We start from the raw sequence: 20,856 nt of genomic DNA, 5'->3' as shown, positions 1-20,856 counted from the left end.
GTCCGCAGCGATCGCTCCCACCCTCTCGCTCAGCATGTGGCCCAGTGCACCGCTGTCCGGCCGGTACCTGCAGCGGGCGCTGCCGATGCCGTCCTACGGGCCGGAGTCCGAGGTGCTCCACGTCGCCGGCAACGAGCAGGGCGGCGGCACTCCAGATCGACAAGGCCGCCCCCCACACCGACCCCACAGCGAGGACGCCGGCGAAGGGCTTGTTCTTGTCGCGGAAGCAGTCGTGGATCGCCCGTTTGTCGGCCTTGGCCCGGGCAGCGATATGGTCCACACGGGCTCCGGCGACCTGCACTTTCTTTCCTCAACGGCGCCGACGGCACCCTCGTCGCCCCGCCGCGGGCGGCACGGCAATCAGGGTGAGCAACAGCCGTGGTGGCCCTTCATGCCTTGAGGGCGGCAGCGATCTCGAAGCCATGTCCCGAGCGCGTCGCCCTGTCGGTCCCGTGAGCGCGCGTCGCGCCAGGTCCGGCGGCCATGCGACGGCTCGCTTCGCCGAGGCCGTCGGCGAGTGCTCGTACCTGGTCGGGAGTGAGGGCATCGAAGAGGAGTTCCCTGACCAGCTCCACATGGCCTGGCGCCGCTCGCTCCAGCAGGGCCATGCCCTCGTCGGTGAGTACGGCGTAGACAGCGCGCTCGTCGCTCGGACAGGACCGCCTGCGCACCAGCTCGGCCTTCTCCATCTGCCCGATCTGGTAGGTCAGCCCGCTCTTGGAGTTCACCAGGGCGCCCGCCAGCTCGGCCATCCTCATCTCCCGGTCCGGGGCCCCACTGAGCCGGGCGAGGATCTCGTACTGCAGGCCGGACAGGCCGAAGTCGCTCTTCAGCCGCTGCTCCAGTCGTCGATACAGGAGTGCGTGCGCGGTCGTGAAGGCCGTCCAGGCACGCTTCTCCTCCTCGTTCAGCCCTCGCGCATGACTCACATCACACCTCTTCATTTGTTCAAATTGGAACTGTATCCTATCGTCGTCGATCTGGCCGCGGAAGGAGTCTCCGCCGGCGTAGACGGTGAGAGTGGGCGGTTCCGCCCGCCGCGAGCGGTACGGTCAGCGCGGCCAGGAGCGTGTTGACCAGTACGGCTGGGAGTACCTCGACAGGCTGCGCGGCCGGAACCCGCAGTGGATCCGGGGCACCCGCCCCGCAGGGCCGGGGCACCGTCTGCGACTACCCCAACACCGACCCGACGGCCTTCCCGGCCTGCCGAAGGGCGACTCCCCGACCAAGGAGACGTTCCCCGACCGTCCCTGGGTCGCCCCGACCGCGGGCCGTCCCGTCGCAGGTCAGGCGTTCTCCGGGAGTTCGTAGGTGCCGAACTCCGGGCGGCCCGCCAGGTCGTAGGTCTGGATCGAGACGCCGCTGGCCGTGATGCTGCCGCCGGCATGCCGGAAGGCGGTCGGGACCCCGCCGTCCGCGAAGAGGCGGCGGCCCGCGCCGAGCACCACCGGGAAGGTCAGCAGATGCACGGTGTCGACCAGGTCGAGGGCGAGCAGCGACTGGGCCAGATCGCCGCTGCCGTGGACCTGGACCTCGCCGTCGGTGCGCTCCTTGAGGGCGGTGACCTCCTTGGCGAGGTCACCGGAGAGCACGGTCGTGCCGCTCCACTCGGGGTTCGTGAGGGTGTTGGAAACGACGTACTTGGGGAGGGTGTTGAGCTTGCCCGCGACCGGGTCGGCGGGCTCGGTGACCTTCGGCCAGTGCGCGGCGAAGATGTCGTAGGTCCTGCGGCCCAGGAGGAAGGCGCCTACGCGACCGAAGACTCCGTCGATGAACCGGCCGAAGTCCTCGTCGCCGTAGGGGACGACCCAGCCGCCGTATTCGAAGCCGTCGCGGCGGTCCTCGTTGGGACCGCCGGGGGCCTGGTAGACGCCGTCGAGGGTGACGAAGGAGGTGAGGGTGAGCTTGCCCATGGGGATGCCTTCTTCTGTGGTGGGGTCTGCTGTCATGAGTACAGACCCCACCGGGGCGCGCAACTCATCGGTGGCCCCGACTCCGCAGTTCCACGCGCCCCCGCAGACGCTGCACGCCCCCTAAAAGCACTCAGGCACCCAACTCCTGATAGCGCGTCGCCAAGCGGGTCCTGCCGTCCTCCGTCAGTGAGCCGTGCAGGCGGAGGCGGGAGATTCCGCCGTCCGGGTAGATGTCTATGCGGGCGTGGGTGGCCACGACGGGGGCGTCGAGGACGAAGCGGTGGTTGGTGTCGGGCTGGAGGCGGGTGCGGGGGAGGATCTGCCGCCAGTGGCCGTCCTCGCCGTCCTTCACCGAGAGCCTGGCCCAGCCTGCCGCGTTGCCCTTCAGATACGCGGTGTCGATCTCCACGGCACGGATCTCGCACTGGGCGGCGAGGCGGTAGCGGATCCAGTCGTTGCCCTGGTCGCGGCGGCGGCGGGTCTCCCAGCACTCGTGCATCACGCGGGCGCGACCGGGCTGGATGGTGTTGGTGGCGGGTGAGTAGAAGAGGTTGGAGGCGTCCTCCGCCTGGCCGCCGTTCTCCAGGGCGACCACGTCGAACGTGCCGAGGACGGCGAGCCACTCCGGGTCCGGTACGACCTCGCCGTGGACGCGCAGGCGGGCGATGCCGCCGTCGGGGTGCTGGTTGACGCGCAGGTGGGTGAAGCGCTGTTCGACCGAGACGGAGAAACCATTCGCCGCGTGGCCGCCGACCGGCGTACGAGGGACCAGCGTCGTCCACTTCACGTCGTCGGCCAGCAGGCCCTCCGGCGACGGGGAGCCCGGCACCGAGGTGGCCTCCACCGACACCGCCTGCGGGTAGTTGCCGCGGAAGTGGGCCGTGTCGACGACGATGCCGCGGATGACGCCGGGTGCGCCGAGGCGGACCAGCGCCCAGTCGTGGTCGTCGGCCGTCGGCCAGGGGTGCTCGGCGGAGGCGCCACGGCGCCGGCGGGTCTCCCAGCCGTCCATGATCTTGCCCTTGTGCCCGAAGTGCTCGGGGTCGAACTCGGCGCGCTCCGGCAGCAGCAGATTCTCGCGCTGGGCGAAGAACTCGTCGTTGGCGGCGATGACACCGGCGCCGAGCCGGCGGTCGGCGAGGTTGGCGTACTGGGTGAAGGGGAAGTCGGCGGTGCGGTAGTCCGCGTACGGGTCACCGCCGCCGTACGGGTTCGCGTCGCCGGTGAAGTTCACAATCGCCGTCACGGTGATCGGTTCTGCCTTTCGGGAGTCGGCTGCTGCGGGCGCGGGTCGAGGTGATGAGGGCGTACGGGTGTGAATCAGGGCGTACGCGTGAGGAGTCGTCCCTTCGGTTCGGTGAACTCGCCGTCGGCGACGATGCGTTCACCGCGCAGCCACGTGGACCTGACGACGCCGTACAGGGTCTTGCCGGCGTACGCCGTGACGCGGTTGCGGTGCTGGAGGGCTGCCGGGTCGACGGTGAACGTCTCGTCGGGGGCGAGAACGGCGAAGTCGGCGTCGCGGCCGGGCTCGATCGCGCCCTTCCTGCTGCCCAGGCCCACGAGGTCGGCCGTACGCGTCGACATCCAGCGCACCACGTCCTCCAGGCCGTGGCCGCGCTCGCGGGCCTCCGTCCAGACGGCCGCGAGGCTCAGCTGGAGACCGGAGATGCCGCCCCAGGCGGTGGCGAAGTCGTCGGTCTTCAGGTCGGCTGTCGACGGGGAATGGTCGGTGACCACGCAGTCGATCGTGCCGTCCGCCAGTGCCTGCCAGAGAAGGTCCTGGTTGGCGGACTCCCGGATGGGCGGGCAGCACTTGTACTCGCTGGCCCCGTCCGGGACCTCCTCGGCGGTGAGCGTGAGGTAGTGCGGGCAGGTCTCGACCGTGATCCGTACGCCGTCCCGCTTGGCCGCGGCGATCAGCGGCAGCGCGTCGCTCGACGACAGATGGAGGACGTGGACGCGAGCGCCGAACCGCCCCGCCTGGGCGATGAGGGCCGCGATGGCGGTGTCCTCGGCGTCGCGCGGGCGTGAGGCGAGGAAGTCGGCGTACTTGGGGCCGCCCTGCTGGGGGGCCGCGTCGAGGTGGTGCGGGTCCTCGGCGTGCACGATGAGCAGTCCGCCGAAGCCGGCGATCTCGGCGAGGGACCGGGCGAGCTCGCCCTGGTCGAGGTGCGGGAACTCGTCCACGCCGGACGGCGACAGGAACGCCTTGAAGCCGAAGACACCGGCGTCGTGCAGGGGGCGCAGGTCCTTGACGTTGTCGGGCAGGGCGCCGCCCCAGAAGCCGACGTCGATGTGCGCCTTGCCGGCGGCGACCCGCTGCTTGGTGCGCAGATGGTCGACCGTCGTGGTCGGCGGGAGCGAGTTGAGGGGCATGTCGACGAGGGTGGTGATGCCCCCGGCCGCCGCCGCGCGCGTGGCGGTCCAGAAGCCCTCCCAGTGGGCACGGCCCGGGTCGTTGACGTGCACGTGAGTGTCGACCAGGCCGGGCAGCAGGACGTCGTCGCCGAAGTCCTCCAGACGGGCGCCGGACGGTACGTCGGCGTCGTACGGGAGGACGGCCGTGATCGTGCCGCCCGCGACCGCCACCGCCGCGGGACGCGTTCCCTCGGGCGTGATGACGCGCGTCGAGCGCAGCACCAGTTCAGCGTCGGACACCCGGACCCCTCTCGCCGTACCGCTCTTCACTTCCACGTAACTTCCGCGCACTTCCACGTAACGGAATTCAACGTTCTGTTGAAGGAGTCTTCATTCAGATCCCGGCACCGTCAAGGGCACCCCCCCCGTTACACCCTCCATCCACTCTGGATGTTTTCACAACTCGGAATTAGAATTCCACTGAGCAGAACATAGTGACGCATAAGCGAGCAGTCAACGAACTGCCCGGTAGGCTGCGTCCCTGCCTGCCACATCGAAAGGACCCGCGCCCGTGCCGACGTCCAGCGCCAGCACCACCGACTCCGCCAAGTCGTCCTCGTCCAGTGGCGGTGTCCAGTCCCTCGAGCGCGCCTTCGATCTGCTGGAGCGGATGGCGGACGCCGGCGGCGAGGTCGGCCTCAGTGAACTGTCCGCGAGCAGCGGACTGCCCCTGCCGACCATCCACCGGCTGATGCGGACCCTGGTCGTCTGCGGTTACGTACGCCAGCAGCCCAACCGGCGCTACGCCCTCGGCCCCCGTCTCATCCGCCTCGGCGAGTCCGCGTCCCGACTGCTCGGCACCTGGGCCCGGCCCTACCTCGCGCGGCTCGTCGAGGAGACCGGCGAGACGGCGAACATGGCACTCCTCGACGGCGACGAGATCGTGTACGTCGCCCAGGTGCCGTCCAAGCACTCGATGCGGATGTTCACCGAGGTGGGCCGCCGGGTGCTGCCGCACTCCACGGGCGTCGGCAAGGCGCTGCTCGCCGAACTCCCGGCCGACGAGGTGCGCGCCCTGCTGGCCCGTACGGGCATGCCGGCCGCCACGGAGAAGACGATCACGACACCCGACGGTTTCCTCGCGGCGCTCGACGACGTCCGCAGCCTCGGGTACGCGGTCGACGACAACGAGCAGGAGATCGGCGTCCGCTGCCTCGCCGTCTCGGTCCCCAACTCCCCCACCGCCGCGGCGATTTCGATCTCCGGGCCGGCGGGCCGCGTCACGGAGACCGCGACGGAACGCATCGTGCCGGTACTGCAACAGGTGGCGGCGGAACTCTCGGAGGCCTTGGCAAGCTCGGGCACGAACAACTGATGAGTTAGCCGAAGAGTCCAGAAAAGGGTCATCGAAATTGCCCTTACATATGGCTAGGGCGTGTTGCGAAAGTCCCGTCGTCCGGCCGGAGGGCGGGCCGGGCGGCGGCATGGGGCCCCTCCCGCTCGAGCGAAGCCGAGAGTGGGGGAGCGTGCTCTCGGCGTGCCGGGCGGAAGGCCCCGCCATGGCCGTGCTCGGTCCGGCAGGGCCGACGTCCGCATCGACCGAACTCCAGAGCACGATCGCGGCCCTGGCGAAAAAGGCAGGTCTGACCAAGAGTGAGGTCGCCGACCTGCAGCGGCAGATCGACGGCGGGCCCCAGTTGCGGCACGGGAGGTGGGGACGGATTCACCGCCGCGGCGGCTCCCCGAACAGCTCCACCGCCGTGCGCACGTCCGCCAGGCCGCGAGACAGCGCGCTGACCGAGCCGATGGAACCCGCGATCAGCAGCAGGGACCGCCGTAGACGAGGGACCTCGGGCATCCCACTGACCGCCATCGCGGCGAGCGCCGCCAACTCGTCCTCGGCGATGACCCGGTCGGGGAACTCGGCGGGATGCGCGGCGAGTTCGCGCCGCAGCCGGGACACGGCTGAGCGCAGCTCCGTCACCCTCGGATCCTCGTCACTGCCGGTCACTGGCGTCTGCCCCAAGCTCCGCAACACAGCTCTCCCCCCTCTCACGCACACCCTTGTGCGCGAGCCCCGGTCGTACGCCGTCGCACGCCCCACCACCCCGTGGCGTCGGTCGGGCGCCGGGGTGGCGCGGGACAGTAAACGCCAACAGTGTGGCGAGCGCCACTCCACGGACCGAAATTCAGTCCGTCGAGATCACACCGGACCGCCCCCGGACGGGGGCGCTCCCGCGCCGGGTCGGGTATGCAGGGGGCATGACGCACCACACACGCCCCGGCAGGGGGCAGGCCACGGACCAGGCCGTCGGGGTCGTCGGGCTTCTGCTCGCCGCCGGCGGCGGTCGGCGCCTCGGCGGACGGCCGAAGGCCCTGCTGCCCCACCGCGGCCGGCCTCTGGTCGAACACGCGGTCGCGGTGCTGCGGGCAGGCGGCTGCTCGCGGATCCATGTGGTCCTGGGCGCCGAGGCGGCAGCCGTACGCGCCCGGGCCGACCTGTCCGGCTGCGTACTGGTGGACAACCCGTCCTGGACCGAGGGCATGGGCTCGTCGTTGCGGGCCGGACTGGGGTCGCTGGCCGGGACGGGCGCCGAGGCCGTCCTGGTCTCGCTCGTCGACCAGCCGGGAATCGGACCGGAGGCCGTGGCCCGCGTGCTCGGCGCGTACGAGTCGGGCGCGTCGCTCGCTGCGGCGGCGTACGACGGCGAGCGGGGCCACCCCGTTCTCTTCGGCGCCGATCACTGGGCGGGCATCGCGGCGACCGCCACCGGCGACCGAGGGGCACGCGCGTATCTGAGGGCCCACGGCGACGCGATCACGCTCGTCGAGTGCGGGGACGTGGCGCGGCCGTACGACATCGACACGGAGACCGACCTCGTCCACCTCGAATGAGCTCGTCCACCTCGTGGCATCGACCCGAATCATCTCGACATCAACAAAAGATTGAACTTCCACCATGAGGAAACTAGTATCCACTTTTTAGAAGCGCCCCCGCCGAAGGAAGTGACAGCTCATGTCCGCACCAGCGCCGTCCCCGCTGGCCATCGTCGACGCCGAGCCCCTGCCCCGCCAGGACGAGGTCCTCACGGAAGCGGCCCTCGCCTTCGTGGCCGAGCTGCACCGGCTGTTCACGCCCCGGCGTGACGAGCTCCTCGCCCGCCGTGCGGAGCGCCGCGCCGAGATCGCCCGCACCTCCACGCTCGACTTCCTCCCGGAAACCGCCGCGATCCGCGCCGACGACTCCTGGAAGGTGGCCCCGTCGCCGGCCGCCCTGAACGACCGCCGCGTCGAGATCACCGGTCCCACCGATCGCAAGATGACGATCAACGCCCTCAACTCCGGCGCGAAGATCTGGCTCGCGGACTTCGAGGACGCCTCGGCGCCGACGTGGGAGAACGTGGTCCTCGGCCAGGTGAACATGGCCGACGCGTACACCCGGAACATCGACTTCACCGACCCGCGGACCGGCAAGTCGTACGCCCTGCGTCCGAACGAGGAACTGGCGACGGTCGTCATGCGCCCGCGCGGCTGGCACCTCGACGAGCGCCACCTCGTCGACGCCGACGGCAAGCCGGTCCCCGGCGCGCTCGTCGACTTCGGCCTGTACTTCTTCCACAACGCCCAGCGGCTGCTCGACCTCGGCAAGGGCCCGTACTTCTACCTCCCGAAGACCGAGTCGCACCTGGAGGCCCGCCTCTGGAACGACGTGTTCGTCTTCGCCCAGGACTACGTCGGCATCCCGCAGGGCACCGTCCGCGCCACCGTCCTCATCGAGACGATCACGGCCGCGTACGAGATGGAGGAGATCCTCTACGAACTCCGCGACCACGCCTCGGGGTTGAACGCCGGCCGCTGGGACTACCTCTTCTCCATCGTGAAGAACTTCCGTGACGGCGGCGAGAAGTTCGTCCTCCCGGACCGCAACGCCGTGACGATGACGGCCCCTTTCATGCGGGCGTACACCGAACTCCTCGTCCGCACCTGCCACAAGCGCGGCGCGCACGCGATCGGCGGCATGGCGGCCTTCATCCCGTCGCGGCGCGACGAAGAGGTCAACAAGGTCGCGTTCGAGAAGGTCAAGGCCGACAAGGACCGCGAGGCGAACGACGGCTTCGACGGCTCCTGGGTCGCCCACCCCGACCTGGTCCCGATCGCCATGGCCTCCTTCGACGCGGTCCTCGGCGACAAGCCGAACCAGAAGGACCGCCTGCGCGAGGACGTCCACGTCGACGCGGCCGATCTGATCGCGATCGACTCGCTGGACGCCAAGCCGACCTACGCCGGTCTCGTCAACGCCGTCCAGGTCGGCATCCGTTACATCGAGGCCTGGCTGCGCGGCCTCGGCGCGGTCGCCATCTTCAACCTCATGGAGGACGCGGCCACCGCCGAGATCTCCCGCTCCCAGATCTGGCAGTGGATCAACGCGGGCGTCGAGTTCGAGAACGGCGAGCGGGCCACGCCCGAGCTGGCCCGCAAGGTCGCCGCGGAGGAGCTGGCGAACATCCGCGCGGAGCTGGGCGAGGAGGCCTTCAGCGCCGGCCACTGGCAGCAGGCCCACGACCTGCTGCTGGAGGTCTCGCTCGACCAGAACTACGTCGACTTCCTGACGCTGCCGGCGTACGAGCAGCTGAAGGGCTGACCCTAGGAAGCAGGCTTGTCCGAGTGGCCCAGGGACTTTCCCGGGGCCACTCGGTCGCGTACGGCCTGCTTGACGGCCGTCGGCTCCGGGAAGCCCTGCTCGCGACGGTCCCAGACGACCTCGTCGCCCACGCGGACGACGAAGACGCCGCCCTTGCCCGGCTTGAGGGCCAGTTCGGTGAGTTCGGTCTCGAAGGTGGTCAGCAGCTCCTGGGCCAGCCAGGCGGCACGCGGCAGCCACCGGCACTGCGTGCAGTACTCGATCTCCACGCGCTGAACGTCGCTCATCCCAGATGCACCGACCAATCCTGTTCCGCCGCCGGTTTGCCGTGCAGGTCGGGGACCCGCTTGAGCCAGTTCGGGCGGCCTCGCTGTGTCCTCGCCGCGCGGAGGGCCTCCTCGGCGGCCAGTTCCTCCCGGGAGGGGAAGTCGGTGGGGAGCCAGGCGGCGGAAGCCCGCACGCGCGCGTGGAGGTAGTTCACATACGCCGAGCGCGCCTCGTCGGGTGACACGAACCCGTCCTCGGTGGTCAGCCAGGCGTCCGGGACCTCCGCCACGATCCCCCGCAGCAGCTCCTCCGTCACCTTCGGCGCCAGCTCGGCGTCGGCCGCGCGGACGTCGGGGGTGTAGTGGCCGAGGGCGTGGTGGCGGAAGTCGTAGGCCTTCGCGGGGTCCGAGGCGTCCCAGCGGTGGTGGAAGACGAGGGCCGCGCCGTGGTCGATCAGCCAGAGGCGCGGAGGTACGGTGCCGAACGTGGGCCAGATCATCAGGTTCGAGCTGTGGACGGTGCGGTCGACGTTGACCGTGAGGGCGTCCAGCCACACGATCCGGCCCGCCTCCAGCGGGTCGACCCGGAACTCCTTCGCGACCTCCGGCGTGAAGTCCTTCGCGCCCGGCAGATAGTCCATGCCGAGGTTGAGGCCCGCGCTCGCGCCATGGAGTTCCCGTACCTCCTGATGGGCCTCGTGCTCGGCGATCGCCGGGTCGAAGTGCGCGAGGACCAGCTCGGGGAACCTCAGCCCCAGCGCCCGCGCCAGCTCCCCCACGATCACCTCGGCGACCAGCGCCTTGTGTCCCTGCGCGGAGCCGGTGAACTTCACGACGTACGTGCCGTCGTCGTCCGCCTCGACGATTCCGGGGACGGAGCCGCCGGAGCGTAGGGGCGCGATATAGCGGGTTACGCTAACCTCTCTCATCATCTTCAAAGGCCCCATAGCTCGATCGCCTTACATTTCACGGCCAGCTCCAACGCGGTGCAATCCGGGAAAACCTCCCCGCTCAGCCCTGGGGAGAATCTGGGGAGCTTCGGCCGGCATGCTCGTCCCCCGTCCCCAGCAGTCCGTCAATGGCGGTGCGCCCCTCGCTTCCGGCTTCCGGCTTCCGGCTTCCGGCTTCCGGCTTCCGGCTTCCGGCTTCCGGCTTCCGGCTTCCGGCTTCCGGCATGAAGTGAGCATAGTAACCAAGCGTGACAGCCGGGGAGGAGTGCCCGAGCCATCGTGCCAGCGTCGCCACGGACTCCCCCGCCTCCAGCATGATCGAGGCGTAGGTGTGCCGCAGCACGTGGAAGCCGTCCTTCGGCGCCGCCTCCCACTGCCAGTCCTTCGCACCCTTGGCGCGCGGCGGAATGACGCCGGCCTTGGCCAGCGGCGGCTTCCAGGTGTAGGTATTCCACGCGTTCACCGCCACGGCGTTGCCGAATCGGGTGGTGAGCAGGAGGGAGAACTTCTTCCGCTGCTTGTCCGCCTCTGGCGTCCCCCACGGAAGCTCCACCTCCACCGGCGGGAACGCCTCGACGTGACGCTTCAGCTCGTCGGCCACCGAGGAGGGCATGTCGACGATGCGCGTCTTCACCCCCTTCGGCAAGGCGAAGTGCAATCTCCCTTTGATCGTCTGCACTCGGCGACGAACGTGGAGGACTCCTCGGGCATAGTCGATGTCCTCCGGGCTCAAAGCGAAGACTTCGGCCTGCCGAAGTCCGTACCCCAGTCCGACCACGACGGCTATCCGATGCCGCGAACTGATCCCATCACGGACTCGGAGCGCTCTCTCCAGCGGCCACGCTTCCCGTCGCTCCTTCGGCGCCTTCGGCCAGCGCACGGATTTCGCGTGCATGGGGTTCCTGGCGAGCTGCTTGTCGTCGACGGCAGCCTCCAGAATGCTCGACAGCTCGGACAAGATGCCGCGCCGGTAGTCGACCGAAGAGACTGCCGTCTCCAACTTGGCTACGTACGCACGCAGTTCGGCCGCCGTGATGCTCCGGAGTGGGAGTTCGCCCAGATGCGGAACGATATGATGGCGCGCCCTGCGCTCCTGGTTGTCCTGCGTCTTCGGAACACCGCCTCGGCCCGGCGCCCAGTGCGAGGCGATGTAGTCGGCCAGCGTGATGGATCCATCGCGCGGGTCCACGAACTCCCCACGCTCCTCGTCGGTGGCCGCCCGACGTAGCCACGCCTTGGCGTCTTCCAGGGTGTCGAAAGAGCGGTCCCGGACTCCGGGTATGCCGGCGACCTTGTACCGCTTCCCCTTGCCGTAGCGAGCGGTTCGTTCCTCTTCCCCGTGATCGGGTCCTTCTTCTTGATCCAGCGGTCTTCGATGTAGCCGGCCAGGGGAGCCTCCTTGTCGAAGGCGAAATGGCGCTCTACGGCGCCTGGCGCTTCAGGTGCTGGCGGTACGACTGAACCGTTGCTGCGGAGTCGCGTTTACCGGGTTCAGGACGGTGTTGGAGCGGGAGTCAGCCTGCTCCTGTTCACAGAACCAGGCGTCGAGGGCTTCCCGCCGGAACATGACGCGACCACGAGGCCTCATGCGGAAGCTCGGCGGTCCCTGCCGTCGGTGCCGCCAGACGTAGAGCGTGTGCGGTGATAGACCGAGGTACTCGGCGGCGTCCTTCACGCTGAGGAACGCGGCACGTGTTGCACCCATGGCAACGGGCGCGGGTTGCCGGAGCAAGGAGCGGATTTGCCCCCTCGCCGTTGGTGATGTAGCGCGAGAGGTCCGGGCAGGCTGCAGCGCTAACGGCGGCGCTCAGCGGTCGTCGACTCGCCCACTTCAGGAAGGGCGAGGGCGGCTTCGAGGCGACGCACGGGGAGGGTCCCCTCCAAAGCCGCTTGGGCGCAGGTGGGTTGAGGGACCGTTCTATCGCGTTCTCGCAGGTCGGAGCCGTCCGCGCCGTGTTGCCCGAGCGCCCGCGCCGAGCACACTGCAAATTTTACCTAGCGCAATGATTCATTCGCCGCTCTCATCCGTACCCCCTGGCGACCCAGCCGCTCGGGCGGGTCCGGCGCACCACGTCGAACCCGCCCGAGCGGCCACCCGCTGCCAGGAGCTGCCATGCCCCGTACGTGGAACATCGGAGCGATCTTCATGAGCGGCGGTCTAGTGCTGACCGTCGCCGCGCTCGCCTACCCCGCCATGCTGGGCGTCGAGAAGACGGCCACAGGCTCGGAGCGGATCATCGCCAACACGCCATACGGCCCACTGACCGAGGCCGACCGGGACTTCGTCATCAAGGTCCGCTCCGCCGGGCTGTGGGAATACCCGCTCGGCGAGATGGCCATGGAACGCGGTACGACGCCGGAGATGAAGGAGGCCGGCGAGCACCTGGTCGTCGGGCACGCCGGGCTCGACGAGATGTGCCGCAAGATCGCTCCCGAGCTGAACATCACCCTCAACAACCAGGCGAGCCCGCAACAGCAGCAGTTCGTGGCCACCGTCGACGCGGCCACCGGCAAGGAGTTCGACTCCACTGCGGTCACCATCATGCGCGTCACGCACGGTCAGATCTTCCCGACCATCGCCAAGATCCGCGCCAGCACCCGGAACACCCTGGTGCGCGCGCTGGCCGACCTCGCCAACGACACCGTGCTCGACCACATCACCGTGCTGGAGAAGACAGGGCTGGTGAACCACGACCAGGTCAACTACCAGCAGACCAACCCCCCGAAACTCCCCTCAGAGCAGGCCACCCCGCCCGTGCCCCAGCCGGGCGCCCCGGTGGTCGTCCTGAAGCCGCGCCCGGATCTGGACGTACAGACCGCCGCCCCTACGGCCAGCCCGACACCCGCTCCGCCGCCGTCGGAGTGACACGCGGCCGCCAGGTTCACCGCCGCAGCCTCGTCCTCAATAGGCGAAATCGACGGGGGTACGAGTCCGGCTGCGGTCGGCTAGAAGCGTCCTGAAGGTCTTGAAAATGCGCCCGGCTTGCCCTGGTTGATGGCGATTGACATTTACCGGCAATCCGGGGTGAGTCGGGCAGCCGGAGCAAGATCTTCAGCGGTCTCCCAGGGGTCTCAGGGCGACGAGGAGGCGGGACTCAGCCGGAAGGAGCGTACGACCGCGACCGCGCACCCGGCGACCAGTGCGCACGCCAGGGCGGCGACGCCGGCCAATCGCCCGCGCTCGGCCTCGGGGTCCACGCCTCGGGGCGGTACCTTGCCTTCGGGGTCGTACACGACCTCCAGCGCGTCCCCGGGCCTGGTCGACTGTCCGCAGCCCCGCCAGATCCTCGTACTGAGGGGGACGCCTTCTGGGCTGGCCACCGAGCACAGGTAGCGCCCGTGCCCGATGCCGACGCCCGGTCCGCCCTCGACCGCGGTCACCACCACCGGCTGCACCCGGCCCCGCTGTTCCAGCACCAGTCCCGCGGCGGCCTGCGGCGTCAGCAGCGCCAGGCACGCCCCGAGCACCGCGACGATCCCGACCAGCGCCCGTCCGGCCCCGGTGACGAGCAGATACACGCCCAGCGCGACGGCGACGATCAGCCCGGCCTCCCCGCCTGCGAGGGCCGTCCGTCCGGTCCACGCCCCCACCGCGCCCACACCGGTGATCGCCACGACAGCCAGGACCCCCGCGAACAGTCCCTCGGCGAGAAGCCGTCGCGGGGGCAGGCCGACGAACTCCGCGGGCCCCCACACGGTCGTCCGCAGATGAGACATCAGCCCCGCTTCCGCCACGGGCGGTCGCCGGCGCGGTCTTGGCATGCGCTTCTCCACCCCCGGGTCGTCCGCTGTCCACGAGTCGCAGCGCCCTTATAGTGGCGCGCTGACCCAACGACCCGCACCGCCTTCAGCAGCACATCCGGGAGCGGCGTATGCTGCCGGGCCCCGGCAACCGGACACCACTCCCTTGCATTATGCAAAACTCGTCAAGGGGGACACAAAGCGGGCCGGGAATTCCACGAACAGCGTTCAACTGGCGGGAGCGGCGGACGGTGACTCGTCCTCAGGCGCCACGCCCCACCGTCGTGTCCATCCAGCCCAGCGGATACGGCTCCGCGTCGTCCGCCTCCGGGGCCGGGGGCTCCCCGCCCGCCTCGTTGAACGCGGTGAGTGCCCCGACGAGCGCCCCCCGCTGCTCCGGAGCGAGCCGCTCGACGATCGCCGCGATTTCGGCACGCCGCCGGGCGGTGACGTCCGCGACGGTGCGCCGCCCCTCGTCGGTGAGCATGAGCATGGTCTCGCGGCGGTTGTTCGGGTTGACCTGACGGTCGGCGAGCCCGGCCGCGATCAGCCGGTCGACCATGCGCATGGCGGTGGACGGCGCCACCTGGAGCAGGTCCGCGAGCACGACCAGTTTGGTGGCACCCCGGGTGGACAGCACCACCAGCATGCGGAACTGCGGGAGCGTCACCCGCTCCTCGACCTCGGCCAGGGACCGCGCCGAGACCGCCACCAACAACCGCGACGCGGTCAGCACCGCACGAGTGACCGCATCGACATCGTCCACGCCCCCTACAGGGGTCTTACGCTCCGCCATGCCTCCCTTTCTACGCGCCGAGGCACCCGCGCGCTCAACCGGTCGGAACAGATTTTCCCTTTCCATGACCGTGGTAGCGCAGCAGGAGCATCGCGGCGTCGTCGTGCGGCGGCCCGGCCGCGTGCCGCCGCACGTCCTCGCGCAGCGCGTCCAGCGCGCTGTGCGGGTCGGGGTCCTTACGTTGTAGGTGGGTTGGTTTCGGTCACTCGTAGGATCGAAAGACCCAGGGATGCTGGGTGTGGCTCGTGGGTGTCCGCCTGTTGGTGGCTTGAAAGGATTGGCCGCTCGGCATCCCACGACGACTCGACCACTCATTGGGATGCGCGGCACAAGATCGCTTGGTAAGGACACGCTGGCGAGGTCGTCTGTTGGGCTGTGAACGGATACGACTTCAGAGGTGGCCGTGCCCGAACTGTGGGCCGGTACGGATGCGGGCAAGGCCGCGCATCACTGCGTGGTGCTCGACACGGACGGCAAGCGTCTGTTGTCGCGGCGGGTGGACAACGACGAGACCGCCCTGCTCAAGCTGATCGCCGACGTGCTGGAGCTGAGCGAAGGCGCCCCGGTGACCTGGGCGATCGACCTCAACGCCGGCGGTGCCGCGCTGATGATCGCGTTACTGACCGACAACGGCCAGCAGGTCCTCACCGTCGGTCAGCAACCCGACGACCACGGACCGCCCGCCGCCTGCAGGGCACATTCATGACCCGGATGTCCGCATGAGGCAGGGGCCTATTCCGCCTGTCCGGCGTCGCGTCGGGCCGCCGGGCGGGTGTGGACGTACAGCTTGCGGCGGCCGACGTCCCGCAGGCGACCTGGGAGGGTTCGGTGCGGAAGCGGCGAGCCTGCGCAGCCACCTCCGGCACGACCCGCAGGAGGGCGACTGATCCTCTTCACACAGGCGCAGGGCAAGGCCGTCATGTACCTCACAACAGCAGAGATGGTGGGAACGGTCGCAGCCTGCACCGTCACCGCCACGCATCGCGGGCTGCGTCTGAGGACCCGCGGCCGTAGACACCACACCCTCGACTGGAACAACCTCCAGTCATTCGGCCCGGACGCGGTCGCCGTCGAAAAGGCCGACCGCGTCCGCAACGACCCACGTGAGCGCAGCGCGACGACCGGGAGCACTGGGGAGGCGATCCGGTGACTCCGGCAGCCGGGAGGGTGAGAGAGGATCTCCGCCCTGCAGGGCCCGGGCCTGATATGGACGGCATGCCCGCAACAAAAGCGGCGGGCCGCCCCCTGCCGGTGATCGGCTGGGAGCGGCCAGGGGGCCGATGTCAGGCGCGGCCGAGCTCGGCGGCGCCGAAGGACACGTCGAACCGGTCGCACCAGATGCTCACGCTGGTGTAACGGGACGGGTCGACATTGTCGGGTATGGCGTAGTTCTGGCTTCCCTTGTTTCCCTTGAGTTTGCCGAGGCTGACGTACTCGCCGTCGTCAAAGACGTGCCATCCGGCCTGTCCCTCCTTCACCGGCGCGTCGGTCAGCCACACCCGCAGGTCCGGTCCGTTGCTCGTGTCGAGGTTCTCCAGTCGGACGACATGCGAGCCGTCGTCCAGCCGTACGAGCTTCACCGTGCCGGAGGTCGCGTGCTCATGGCTGATCAGCTCACCGCTGGCCAGCGTCTGGGGCCCGGCCGGGGAGGAGGGTGCCTCGGACGGCTCCGCCTCGGCGGCTCCCGGGGTGGTCGACTGCTCCTCCTCGGCGGGCCCGGGGGTCACCTGGGCCGCGGGCAGGGCCTCCTCCACGGTCTGGTCCTGCCACAGCTTCCACGGCTGGAACCAGTACAGCCCGAAGCCGGCCACGGCGACCGCCACCACCAGCACCCCGATGCCCAACGGCCTGCCCAGCAGCTTCCGTACGCGTGCCATGCCCGCCTCTCCTTTTTGCGGTCGACCTTCGTCACCCATTCAACGGGCCGGGCGGTCGTTCCCGTACCCGAGGGAGATGACGAAACCCTTACGGCGCACCCGCGCATACGGTCGAGGGCAGGTGCCCGGCTCTTGTCAGGCACGGGGGGACAGCCGGTGGCCCGTCCCGAAGACAGCCGGGCCAAGGCCGGGCCGGTGGCCGTGGCAGAGGGCACCCGGGAGGCTTCGCTGACGGTGTCCTCCCGAAGGTGGCCTTCTGTGCGGTAGCCGCGATGCCGGTTGCGTCACCGTCACTGCCCGCAGCAGCTGCCCTGCGATGTCCTCCAAACGGTCGCCCGGCACGTCGCCATCATGCCGATTACGTCACCGTCACTGCCCGCAGCAGCTGCCCTGCGATGTCCTCCAAACGGTCGCCCGGCACGTCGCCATCATCCTGACGGCTGCCGTCCAGCCGCCCGACACGCGCACAGGGACGTGCCTCGCGCGGCGCGCCGGCGGGGATACCCGCACCCGGTCGACGGCGCACCCTCACACAGCGATCGACAGCCGCCCGAGTCGGTGTCGCACCATCCGCCGTGCCCGGTCGGAGCGCAGGAAGGCGCCGAGGACCACGGTCAGAACAGCCGCACCGTAGGCAAGTGCCTGAAGGGGCCAGCCGGGCAGTATGCCTCCCGCGAGATACAGAACGGTGCCTGCGAGGGTGACGGTCAGCCATTCCCAGCGGCCGTCCAACGCCACGAGAGCGACGACGAGCAGCGAGTACCAGGGGTAGTTGGGCGAGACCAGCAGCAGGGCCGTGCCGGTCAGCAGCAGGGCGCCGCGCCAGGGGCGGGCGGGGTCGCCGCGCAACCATACGTACAGGGCGGTCAGTGCGAGGAGCACGACCACGGCCACTCCGGCGGCGGCGTCCGGCAACAGCAACCGCAGCAGGGCGAAGCGTCGGACGTGACCCGGTTGGTAGCCCTCCTCGTGGAGATAGCCGGGGAGGTAGCCGAGGACGCCGGCGCCGGAGGCGGCGACGTAGGGCAGGTAGGCGAGCGCGACCGCGGCGAGGACGGCCGCGAGCAGGCGCGCGATGTGTTTCGGACTGCGCCGGCCGGACAGGGCGCCGGGCAGGACCAGGACGGGCAGGAGTTTCACGGCGATGGCTGCGCCCAGGAGCGCACCGCGGCGTGCGCCGGCGGTGGCGGTGCCGAGGGCGAGGACGGTGAGCAGAACGCCGAGGGTGTCTATGTGGGCGTTGTTGACCGCTTCGAAGGGGACGGCCGGACACCAGGCCCACAGGGCGGCTCGGGCCGGTGCTCGCTGGGGATCTCCGCGACGGCGCAGCACGGCCAGAAGAGCGACTGTGGTGCCGAGCGCCAGGACCGCGCCGCCGACCTGGAGCGGCTTGTGGCGGCTGTCCGGTGGGGAGACGGCGTGCACGGCGAAGAACCAGCCCTCGGCGACGGGCGGGTAGATGGTCGGGACGGTGGGGCGGTTGATGCGGGCACACAGGCCGCTGTCCGTCCGGGTCACCCCCCAGTCCTCGCAGGCGCCTTCGCGGGGGAAGAGCCAGTCGTCGCGCAGGTGGGCGAGTTCGGGGGCGGCCGGCGGGTGCGCGTAGGGAGAGATGCCCGCGGCCTGGACGCGACCGTCCCAGGCGTAGCGGAACATGTCGGTGCTGGTGCGGGGCGGGGTGGCGAGCGCGGCCAGCGCGATGGCTGCCGACCCGGCCAGTACGAGACCGGTCGCGGCGCGGGCCGGGACCTTGCGCACCGTCCGGGCCGCTGCGGCGAACAGGGTCCAGGCGACGGCGTAACCGGCCAGCAGATAGCCGGATTCGCCCTGGTTGTCCCCCGCGTGGAGTGTGCCGACGACCGTTGCGGTGAGTGCGGCGAGCAGGGCCGCGGTGCAGGCGGCGCGGATACGTGTGCGCCGGCTGCTGCGACTCGGCGGCCGTCGGGGCCGCCCTTGGGGAGGCTCGGTCGGCAGGGGTTGCGGCGAGTGGGTAGCGGCGGTGTCGATCATGGGCGTGCGTGCTTTCCGTTGGCCGTGGGCGGCGCGGCGCCGTGCGTCGGCTTCCGGCGGTGGAGTTCGAGGAAGGGGCGGCCATAAGCCGTCCACCGACCGGTCAGGACCCAGCCCGTGGCGTCGGCGGCATACAGCAGCGCGGTGGTGCCGACACGGGCCCAGGGGAACGGCCGACCGTGCCGTCCCCGGCCGTCCTCGACACGGACGGTCAGTCGTTCGTCCACGTCGTGCGGGGCGGCCTCGGCCAGCAGGCACCCGCCGGGGGCGACCAGTTCTCGCAGCCGGGTGAGCAGGGCGAACGGATCGCCGCCGATGCCGATGTTGCCGTCCATCAGAAGGACGGTGCCCCAGCGGCCTTCATCCGGCAGGCGGTCGAAGACCGACCTCCTCACGGCGGCACCCCCGTGGCGCCGGGTCCGGGCGACGGCCGCCGGGCTGAGGTCCGCGCCCAGCGCAGGTACACCGCGGGCGGCCAGGGCGGCCACCAGACGCCCTGGCCCGCAGCCGACGTCCAGGACCGGACCGGTGCAGCGGCTCAGCACGCTGGTGTCGGCGGCGTCGGGGGGTGCGCACCAGCGCTCGACATCCAGTGGGAGCAGCCGCTCGCGGAGGCCGTCCGGATGATCAGGGGATGACAGGCGGCGCAGGAACAGCGGGCCGCGGCCGACGCGAAGGGCGTGGGCATAGGGGTCGTCGGTCCACGGCTCGCCGGGTGCGGCCGCAGGTTGTGTCAGCGTGGAGATCCGCGCCGTGCGCGCCGTCAGGGTCTGCGGCCGCGGTCCCGTCGTGGCCGGCTCTGTCCGCCCCGTTGCGGCGGTGTCCAGGCCGGTCGCCGCCCCCCTCATCGGGCGACCTCCGCGAGCGAGGCCAGGGCGGTAGTGAAGCGGGAGCCGGGCGGACAGCAGGCGGCGACCTGTGCGGCGTCGGCGGCGGTGTCCACATCGCGCAACTCCGGCAGATTGGCCACCGCCAGTCCCGCCTCGGCCAGGCGCGACCGTTGGACCGCACCGGTGCGGTCCGTGGACATCGGCACCCCCCGGACGACCGACCCCGCCCGCGCCGGATCGGCGAACCCCAGCGCCCAGAAGCCACCGTCGGCGGCCGGACCGAACCAGGCGTCGTGACCGTCCCGGCCGACACCGGACAACAGCTCGGGAGTGAGCTGCGGGGTGTCCATGCCGACCAGAAGGGCCGGTCTGTCCTCGCACCGGGCGAAGGCGGCCGCGATCCGCTCGTCCAGACCGCCGTCCGCCTGCGGTACGACGTCGAAGCCGGGCGGCAGCCAGGGTCCGGGAGTCCCGTCGAGGACGAGGAGACGACGGCGGGCGGGGACCCGGAGCAGGGTGTGGAGGGTGTCGGCGAGGGCGGCCTCGGCCAAAAAGGCGGCCTCTTGGGGCGTGTAGGGCGGCGTGAGCCGGGTCTTGACCCGGCCCGGCACCGGCTCCTTCGCGATGACCAGTAGGGTGGCCGCACCCCGGCCCTGGTGCCGGGCGCTCATCGTCCGCCTCCCGGGACGGTGGTGGCCGGGACCGCCGGTGCCGTGACGACTCGCTCGCCGAGGACGGCGCGCATGTCGCGTACTGCCTGCCAGGTGCCGCGCCAGGTGCCCGTCACCTTCGAGCGGCCGGTGCGCGGGTGGTACGGCACGTCCGTCTCCGTCACCCGCCAGCCGGCCTCGGCGGCACGGACCACCATCTGCAGCGGGTAGCCAGAGCGCCGGTCGGTCAGGTCCAGGGCCTGCAGCGCTTCGCGGCGGGCGGCGCGCATCGGGCCCAGGTCGTGCAGGCGCAGTCCGGTGCGGCGGCGGATCAGGCGGGCCAGTTCCAGGTTGGCCAGGCGTGCGTGCACCGGCCAGGCGCCCAGGCTCGTGGGCCGCCGTCGGCCCAGGACAAGGTCGGCGGAGCCGTCGAGGACGGGGCCGGCGACCTCAGGCAGCAGGGCGGGGTCGAGGGAGGCGTCGCAGTCGCAGAAGCAGACGACGTCGGCGGTAGCGGCGGTCAGGCCCGCGTGACAGGCGGCACCGAAGCCGCGGCGCGGCTCGTGGACGACGTACGCCCCGAGGTCGCGGGCGAGGTTCGCGGAGCCGTCGGTCGAGCCGTTGTCGACGACGATCGCGCGCCAGCCGGCAGGGATCCGGTCCAGGACCCACGGCAGGGCCTCGGCCTCGTCCAGGCAGGGCAGCACCACGTCGACCCGGGCAGGGGTGGAAGGGGATGTCTCGATCACCCCACTCACCCTACGAACACGAAAGGGACATAAGGGATTTGGCGATCTTACGGATCGCTGACGTCCACAGC

At 70.5% G+C, this 20,856-nt stretch carries 22 protein-coding genes and 1 pseudogene; 7 read left to right on the top strand and 16 right to left on the bottom strand.

Annotation, left to right across the window (positions count from 1 at the left end; translation table 11 throughout):
- Positions 1–389 precede the first annotated feature (389 nt).
- On the bottom strand, positions 390–929 hold the full coding sequence (locus CES90_RS29385) for a MarR family winged helix-turn-helix transcriptional regulator (protein WP_189787116.1): 540 nt from the start codon (positions 927–929) through the stop codon (positions 390–392).
- A gap of 91 nt (positions 930–1,020) precedes the next feature.
- Between CES90_RS29385 and CES90_RS29380 the strand changes: the two genes are divergently transcribed.
- Positions 1,021–1,311 (top strand): hypothetical protein, encoded by a 291-nt coding sequence (locus CES90_RS29380; RefSeq protein ID WP_189787115.1) that lies wholly within the window; start codon positions 1,021–1,023, stop codon positions 1,309–1,311.
- Here the strand turns inward: CES90_RS29380 and CES90_RS29375 are convergent.
- The 3 genes from CES90_RS29375 to allB form a co-directional block, all read right to left on the bottom strand.
- The gene (locus CES90_RS29375; RefSeq protein ID WP_189787151.1) at positions 1,287–1,913 is read right to left on the bottom strand and encodes a dihydrofolate reductase family protein; all 627 of its coding nucleotides are present in this window, start codon (positions 1,911–1,913) and stop codon (positions 1,287–1,289) included. The two genes, CES90_RS29380 and CES90_RS29375, sit on opposite strands and share 25 nt — an antisense overlap.
- Positions 1,914–2,043: 130 nt before the next feature.
- Positions 2,044–3,159, bottom strand: a complete 1,116-nt coding sequence (gene alc / locus CES90_RS29370) for an allantoicase (RefSeq protein ID WP_189787114.1) — start codon at positions 3,157–3,159, stop codon at positions 2,044–2,046.
- 74 nt (positions 3,160–3,233) lie between these two features.
- Positions 3,234–4,574, bottom strand: coding sequence for an allantoinase AllB (gene allB, locus CES90_RS29365; RefSeq protein WP_189787113.1), 1,341 nt, complete (start codon positions 4,572–4,574; stop codon positions 3,234–3,236).
- A 271-nt stretch (positions 4,575–4,845) separates the two neighbouring features.
- Here allB and CES90_RS29360 point away from each other — a divergent pair, with 271 nt between their 5' ends.
- Entirely contained in the window at positions 4,846–5,649 is an 804-nt protein-coding gene (locus CES90_RS29360; RefSeq protein ID WP_189787112.1) for an IclR family transcriptional regulator, read from the top strand.
- A 348-nt stretch (positions 5,650–5,997) separates the two neighbouring features.
- Here the strand turns inward: CES90_RS29360 and CES90_RS29355 are convergent, their stop codons facing one another.
- Positions 5,998–6,312, bottom strand: coding sequence for a DUF5955 family protein (locus CES90_RS29355; protein ID WP_189787111.1), 315 nt, complete (start codon positions 6,310–6,312; stop codon positions 5,998–6,000).
- A gap of 224 nt (positions 6,313–6,536) precedes the next feature.
- On the opposite strand from CES90_RS29355, the gene CES90_RS29350 reads away from it, so the two are divergent.
- Both CES90_RS29350 and aceB read left to right on the top strand, forming a co-directional pair.
- Complete coding sequence (locus tag CES90_RS29350; RefSeq protein ID WP_189787110.1) at positions 6,537–7,169, top strand: nucleotidyltransferase family protein; 633 nt, start codon at positions 6,537–6,539, stop codon at positions 7,167–7,169.
- Between the two features lie 121 nt (positions 7,170–7,290).
- Positions 7,291–8,916 carry a malate synthase A gene (gene aceB, locus CES90_RS29345; RefSeq protein WP_189787109.1) on the top strand — a complete coding sequence of 542 codons (1,626 nt, stop codon included), beginning with the start codon at positions 7,291–7,293 and terminating at the stop codon, positions 8,914–8,916.
- A gap of 2 nt (positions 8,917–8,918) precedes the next feature.
- Here the strand turns inward: aceB and CES90_RS29340 are convergent, their stop codons facing one another.
- The 4 genes from CES90_RS29340 to CES90_RS29325 form a co-directional block, all read right to left on the bottom strand.
- Positions 8,919–9,203, bottom strand: a complete 285-nt coding sequence (locus CES90_RS29340) for a SelT/SelW/SelH family protein (protein WP_189787108.1) — start codon at positions 9,201–9,203, stop codon at positions 8,919–8,921.
- On the bottom strand, positions 9,200–10,114 hold the full coding sequence (locus CES90_RS29335) for a HipA family kinase (RefSeq protein ID WP_189787107.1): 915 nt from the start codon (positions 10,112–10,114) through the stop codon (positions 9,200–9,202). Before CES90_RS29335 ends, CES90_RS29340 begins: the two co-directional genes overlap by 4 nt.
- A gap of 79 nt (positions 10,115–10,193) precedes the next feature.
- Complete coding sequence (locus tag CES90_RS29330; protein WP_229914318.1) at positions 10,194–11,321, bottom strand: tyrosine-type recombinase/integrase; 1,128 nt, start codon at positions 11,319–11,321, stop codon at positions 10,194–10,196.
- 249 nt (positions 11,322–11,570) lie between these two features.
- Positions 11,571–11,837, bottom strand: coding sequence for a helix-turn-helix domain-containing protein (locus CES90_RS29325; protein ID WP_189787106.1), 267 nt, complete (start codon positions 11,835–11,837; stop codon positions 11,571–11,573).
- Positions 11,838–12,245: 408 nt separating this feature from the next.
- Between CES90_RS29325 and CES90_RS29320 the strand changes: the two genes are divergently transcribed.
- Complete coding sequence (locus CES90_RS29320; protein ID WP_189787105.1) at positions 12,246–12,998, top strand: DUF4142 domain-containing protein; 753 nt, start codon at positions 12,246–12,248, stop codon at positions 12,996–12,998.
- 206 nt (positions 12,999–13,204) lie between these two features.
- Here CES90_RS29320 and CES90_RS29315 read toward each other — a convergent pair whose 3' ends face one another.
- Both CES90_RS29315 and CES90_RS29310 read right to left on the bottom strand, forming a co-directional pair.
- Positions 13,205–13,894 (bottom strand): hypothetical protein, encoded by a 690-nt coding sequence (locus CES90_RS29315; RefSeq protein WP_229914317.1) that lies wholly within the window; start codon positions 13,892–13,894, stop codon positions 13,205–13,207.
- Positions 13,895–14,135: 241 nt separating this feature from the next.
- On the bottom strand, positions 14,136–14,669 hold the full coding sequence (locus tag CES90_RS29310; protein ID WP_189787104.1) for a MarR family winged helix-turn-helix transcriptional regulator: 534 nt from the start codon (positions 14,667–14,669) through the stop codon (positions 14,136–14,138).
- A gap of 397 nt (positions 14,670–15,066) precedes the next feature.
- Here CES90_RS29310 and CES90_RS29305 point away from each other — a divergent pair.
- Both CES90_RS29305 and CES90_RS29300 read left to right on the top strand, forming a co-directional pair.
- A pseudogene (locus CES90_RS29305) lies at positions 15,067–15,321 on the top strand (IS110 family transposase); the annotation flags it as partial.
- Between the two features lie 288 nt (positions 15,322–15,609).
- Positions 15,610–15,819 (top strand): hypothetical protein, encoded by a 210-nt coding sequence (locus tag CES90_RS29300; protein WP_189787102.1) that lies wholly within the window; start codon positions 15,610–15,612, stop codon positions 15,817–15,819.
- A 133-nt stretch (positions 15,820–15,952) separates the two neighbouring features.
- On the opposite strand, the gene CES90_RS29295 is transcribed toward CES90_RS29300, so the two are convergent.
- From CES90_RS29295 to CES90_RS29275, 5 genes are all read right to left on the bottom strand, one after another.
- Positions 15,953–16,546, bottom strand: a complete 594-nt coding sequence (locus tag CES90_RS29295; protein ID WP_189787101.1) for a DM13 domain-containing protein — start codon at positions 16,544–16,546, stop codon at positions 15,953–15,955.
- Between the two features lie 528 nt (positions 16,547–17,074).
- A complete protein-coding gene (locus CES90_RS29290) occupies positions 17,075–18,556 on the bottom strand; it encodes a glycosyltransferase family 87 protein (protein ID WP_189787100.1) in 1,482 nt (493 codons plus the stop codon).
- A complete protein-coding gene (locus tag CES90_RS29285; RefSeq protein WP_189787099.1) occupies positions 18,553–19,404 on the bottom strand; it encodes a class I SAM-dependent methyltransferase in 852 nt (283 codons plus the stop codon). The genes CES90_RS29290 and CES90_RS29285 overlap by 4 nt, the downstream gene beginning before the upstream one ends.
- Positions 19,401–20,057: a TIGR04282 family arsenosugar biosynthesis glycosyltransferase gene (locus tag CES90_RS29280; RefSeq protein WP_189787098.1), complete on the bottom strand. Its 657-nt coding sequence runs from the start codon at positions 20,055–20,057 to the stop codon at positions 19,401–19,403. The genes CES90_RS29285 and CES90_RS29280 overlap by 4 nt, the downstream gene beginning before the upstream one ends.
- Complete coding sequence (locus CES90_RS29275; protein WP_189787097.1) at positions 20,054–20,785, bottom strand: glycosyltransferase family 2 protein; 732 nt, start codon at positions 20,783–20,785, stop codon at positions 20,054–20,056. The genes CES90_RS29280 and CES90_RS29275 overlap by 4 nt, the downstream gene beginning before the upstream one ends.
- Positions 20,786–20,856 lie beyond the last annotated feature (71 nt).

It is taken from the genome of Streptomyces capitiformicae, from assembly GCF_002214185.1.
GTDB lineage: Bacteria > Actinomycetota > Actinomycetes > Streptomycetales > Streptomycetaceae > Streptomyces > Streptomyces capitiformicae.
The sequence above is the reverse complement of the archived record's forward strand: the minus strand, read 5'-3'. Positions and strand labels throughout refer to the sequence as shown.

Excerpts from the sequence above, each read along its gene's own strand:
- CES90_RS29375 (WP_189787151.1), bottom strand. The coding sequence starts at position 1,913 with ATGGGCAAGCTCACCCTCACCTCCTTCGTCACCCTCGACGGCGTCTAC.
- CES90_RS29350 (WP_189787110.1), top strand. The coding sequence starts at position 6,537 with ATGACGCACCACACACGCCCCGGCAGGGGGCAGGCCACGGACCAGGCC.
- aceB (WP_189787109.1), top strand. The coding sequence starts at position 7,291 with ATGTCCGCACCAGCGCCGTCCCCGCTGGCCATCGTCGACGCCGAGCCC.
- CES90_RS29340 (WP_189787108.1), bottom strand. The coding sequence starts at position 9,203 with ATGAGCGACGTTCAGCGCGTGGAGATCGAGTACTGCACGCAGTGCCGG.
- CES90_RS29335 (WP_189787107.1), bottom strand. The coding sequence starts at position 10,114 with ATGATGAGAGAGGTTAGCGTAACCCGCTATATCGCGCCCCTACGCTCC.
- CES90_RS29325 (WP_189787106.1), bottom strand. The coding sequence starts at position 11,837 with ATGGGTGCAACACGTGCCGCGTTCCTCAGCGTGAAGGACGCCGCCGAG.
- CES90_RS29320 (WP_189787105.1), top strand. The coding sequence starts at position 12,246 with ATGCCCCGTACGTGGAACATCGGAGCGATCTTCATGAGCGGCGGTCTA.
- CES90_RS29315 (WP_229914317.1), bottom strand. The coding sequence starts at position 13,894 with ATGCCAAGACCGCGCCGGCGACCGCCCGTGGCGGAAGCGGGGCTGATG.
- CES90_RS29310 (WP_189787104.1), bottom strand. The coding sequence starts at position 14,669 with ATGGCGGAGCGTAAGACCCCTGTAGGGGGCGTGGACGATGTCGATGCG.
- CES90_RS29300 (WP_189787102.1), top strand. The coding sequence starts at position 15,610 with ATGGTGGGAACGGTCGCAGCCTGCACCGTCACCGCCACGCATCGCGGG.
- CES90_RS29295 (WP_189787101.1), bottom strand. The coding sequence starts at position 16,546 with ATGGCACGCGTACGGAAGCTGCTGGGCAGGCCGTTGGGCATCGGGGTG.
- CES90_RS29290 (WP_189787100.1), bottom strand. The coding sequence starts at position 18,556 with ATGATCGACACCGCCGCTACCCACTCGCCGCAACCCCTGCCGACCGAG.
- CES90_RS29285 (WP_189787099.1), bottom strand. The coding sequence starts at position 19,404 with ATGAGGGGGGCGGCGACCGGCCTGGACACCGCCGCAACGGGGCGGACA.
- CES90_RS29280 (WP_189787098.1), bottom strand. The coding sequence starts at position 20,057 with ATGAGCGCCCGGCACCAGGGCCGGGGTGCGGCCACCCTACTGGTCATC.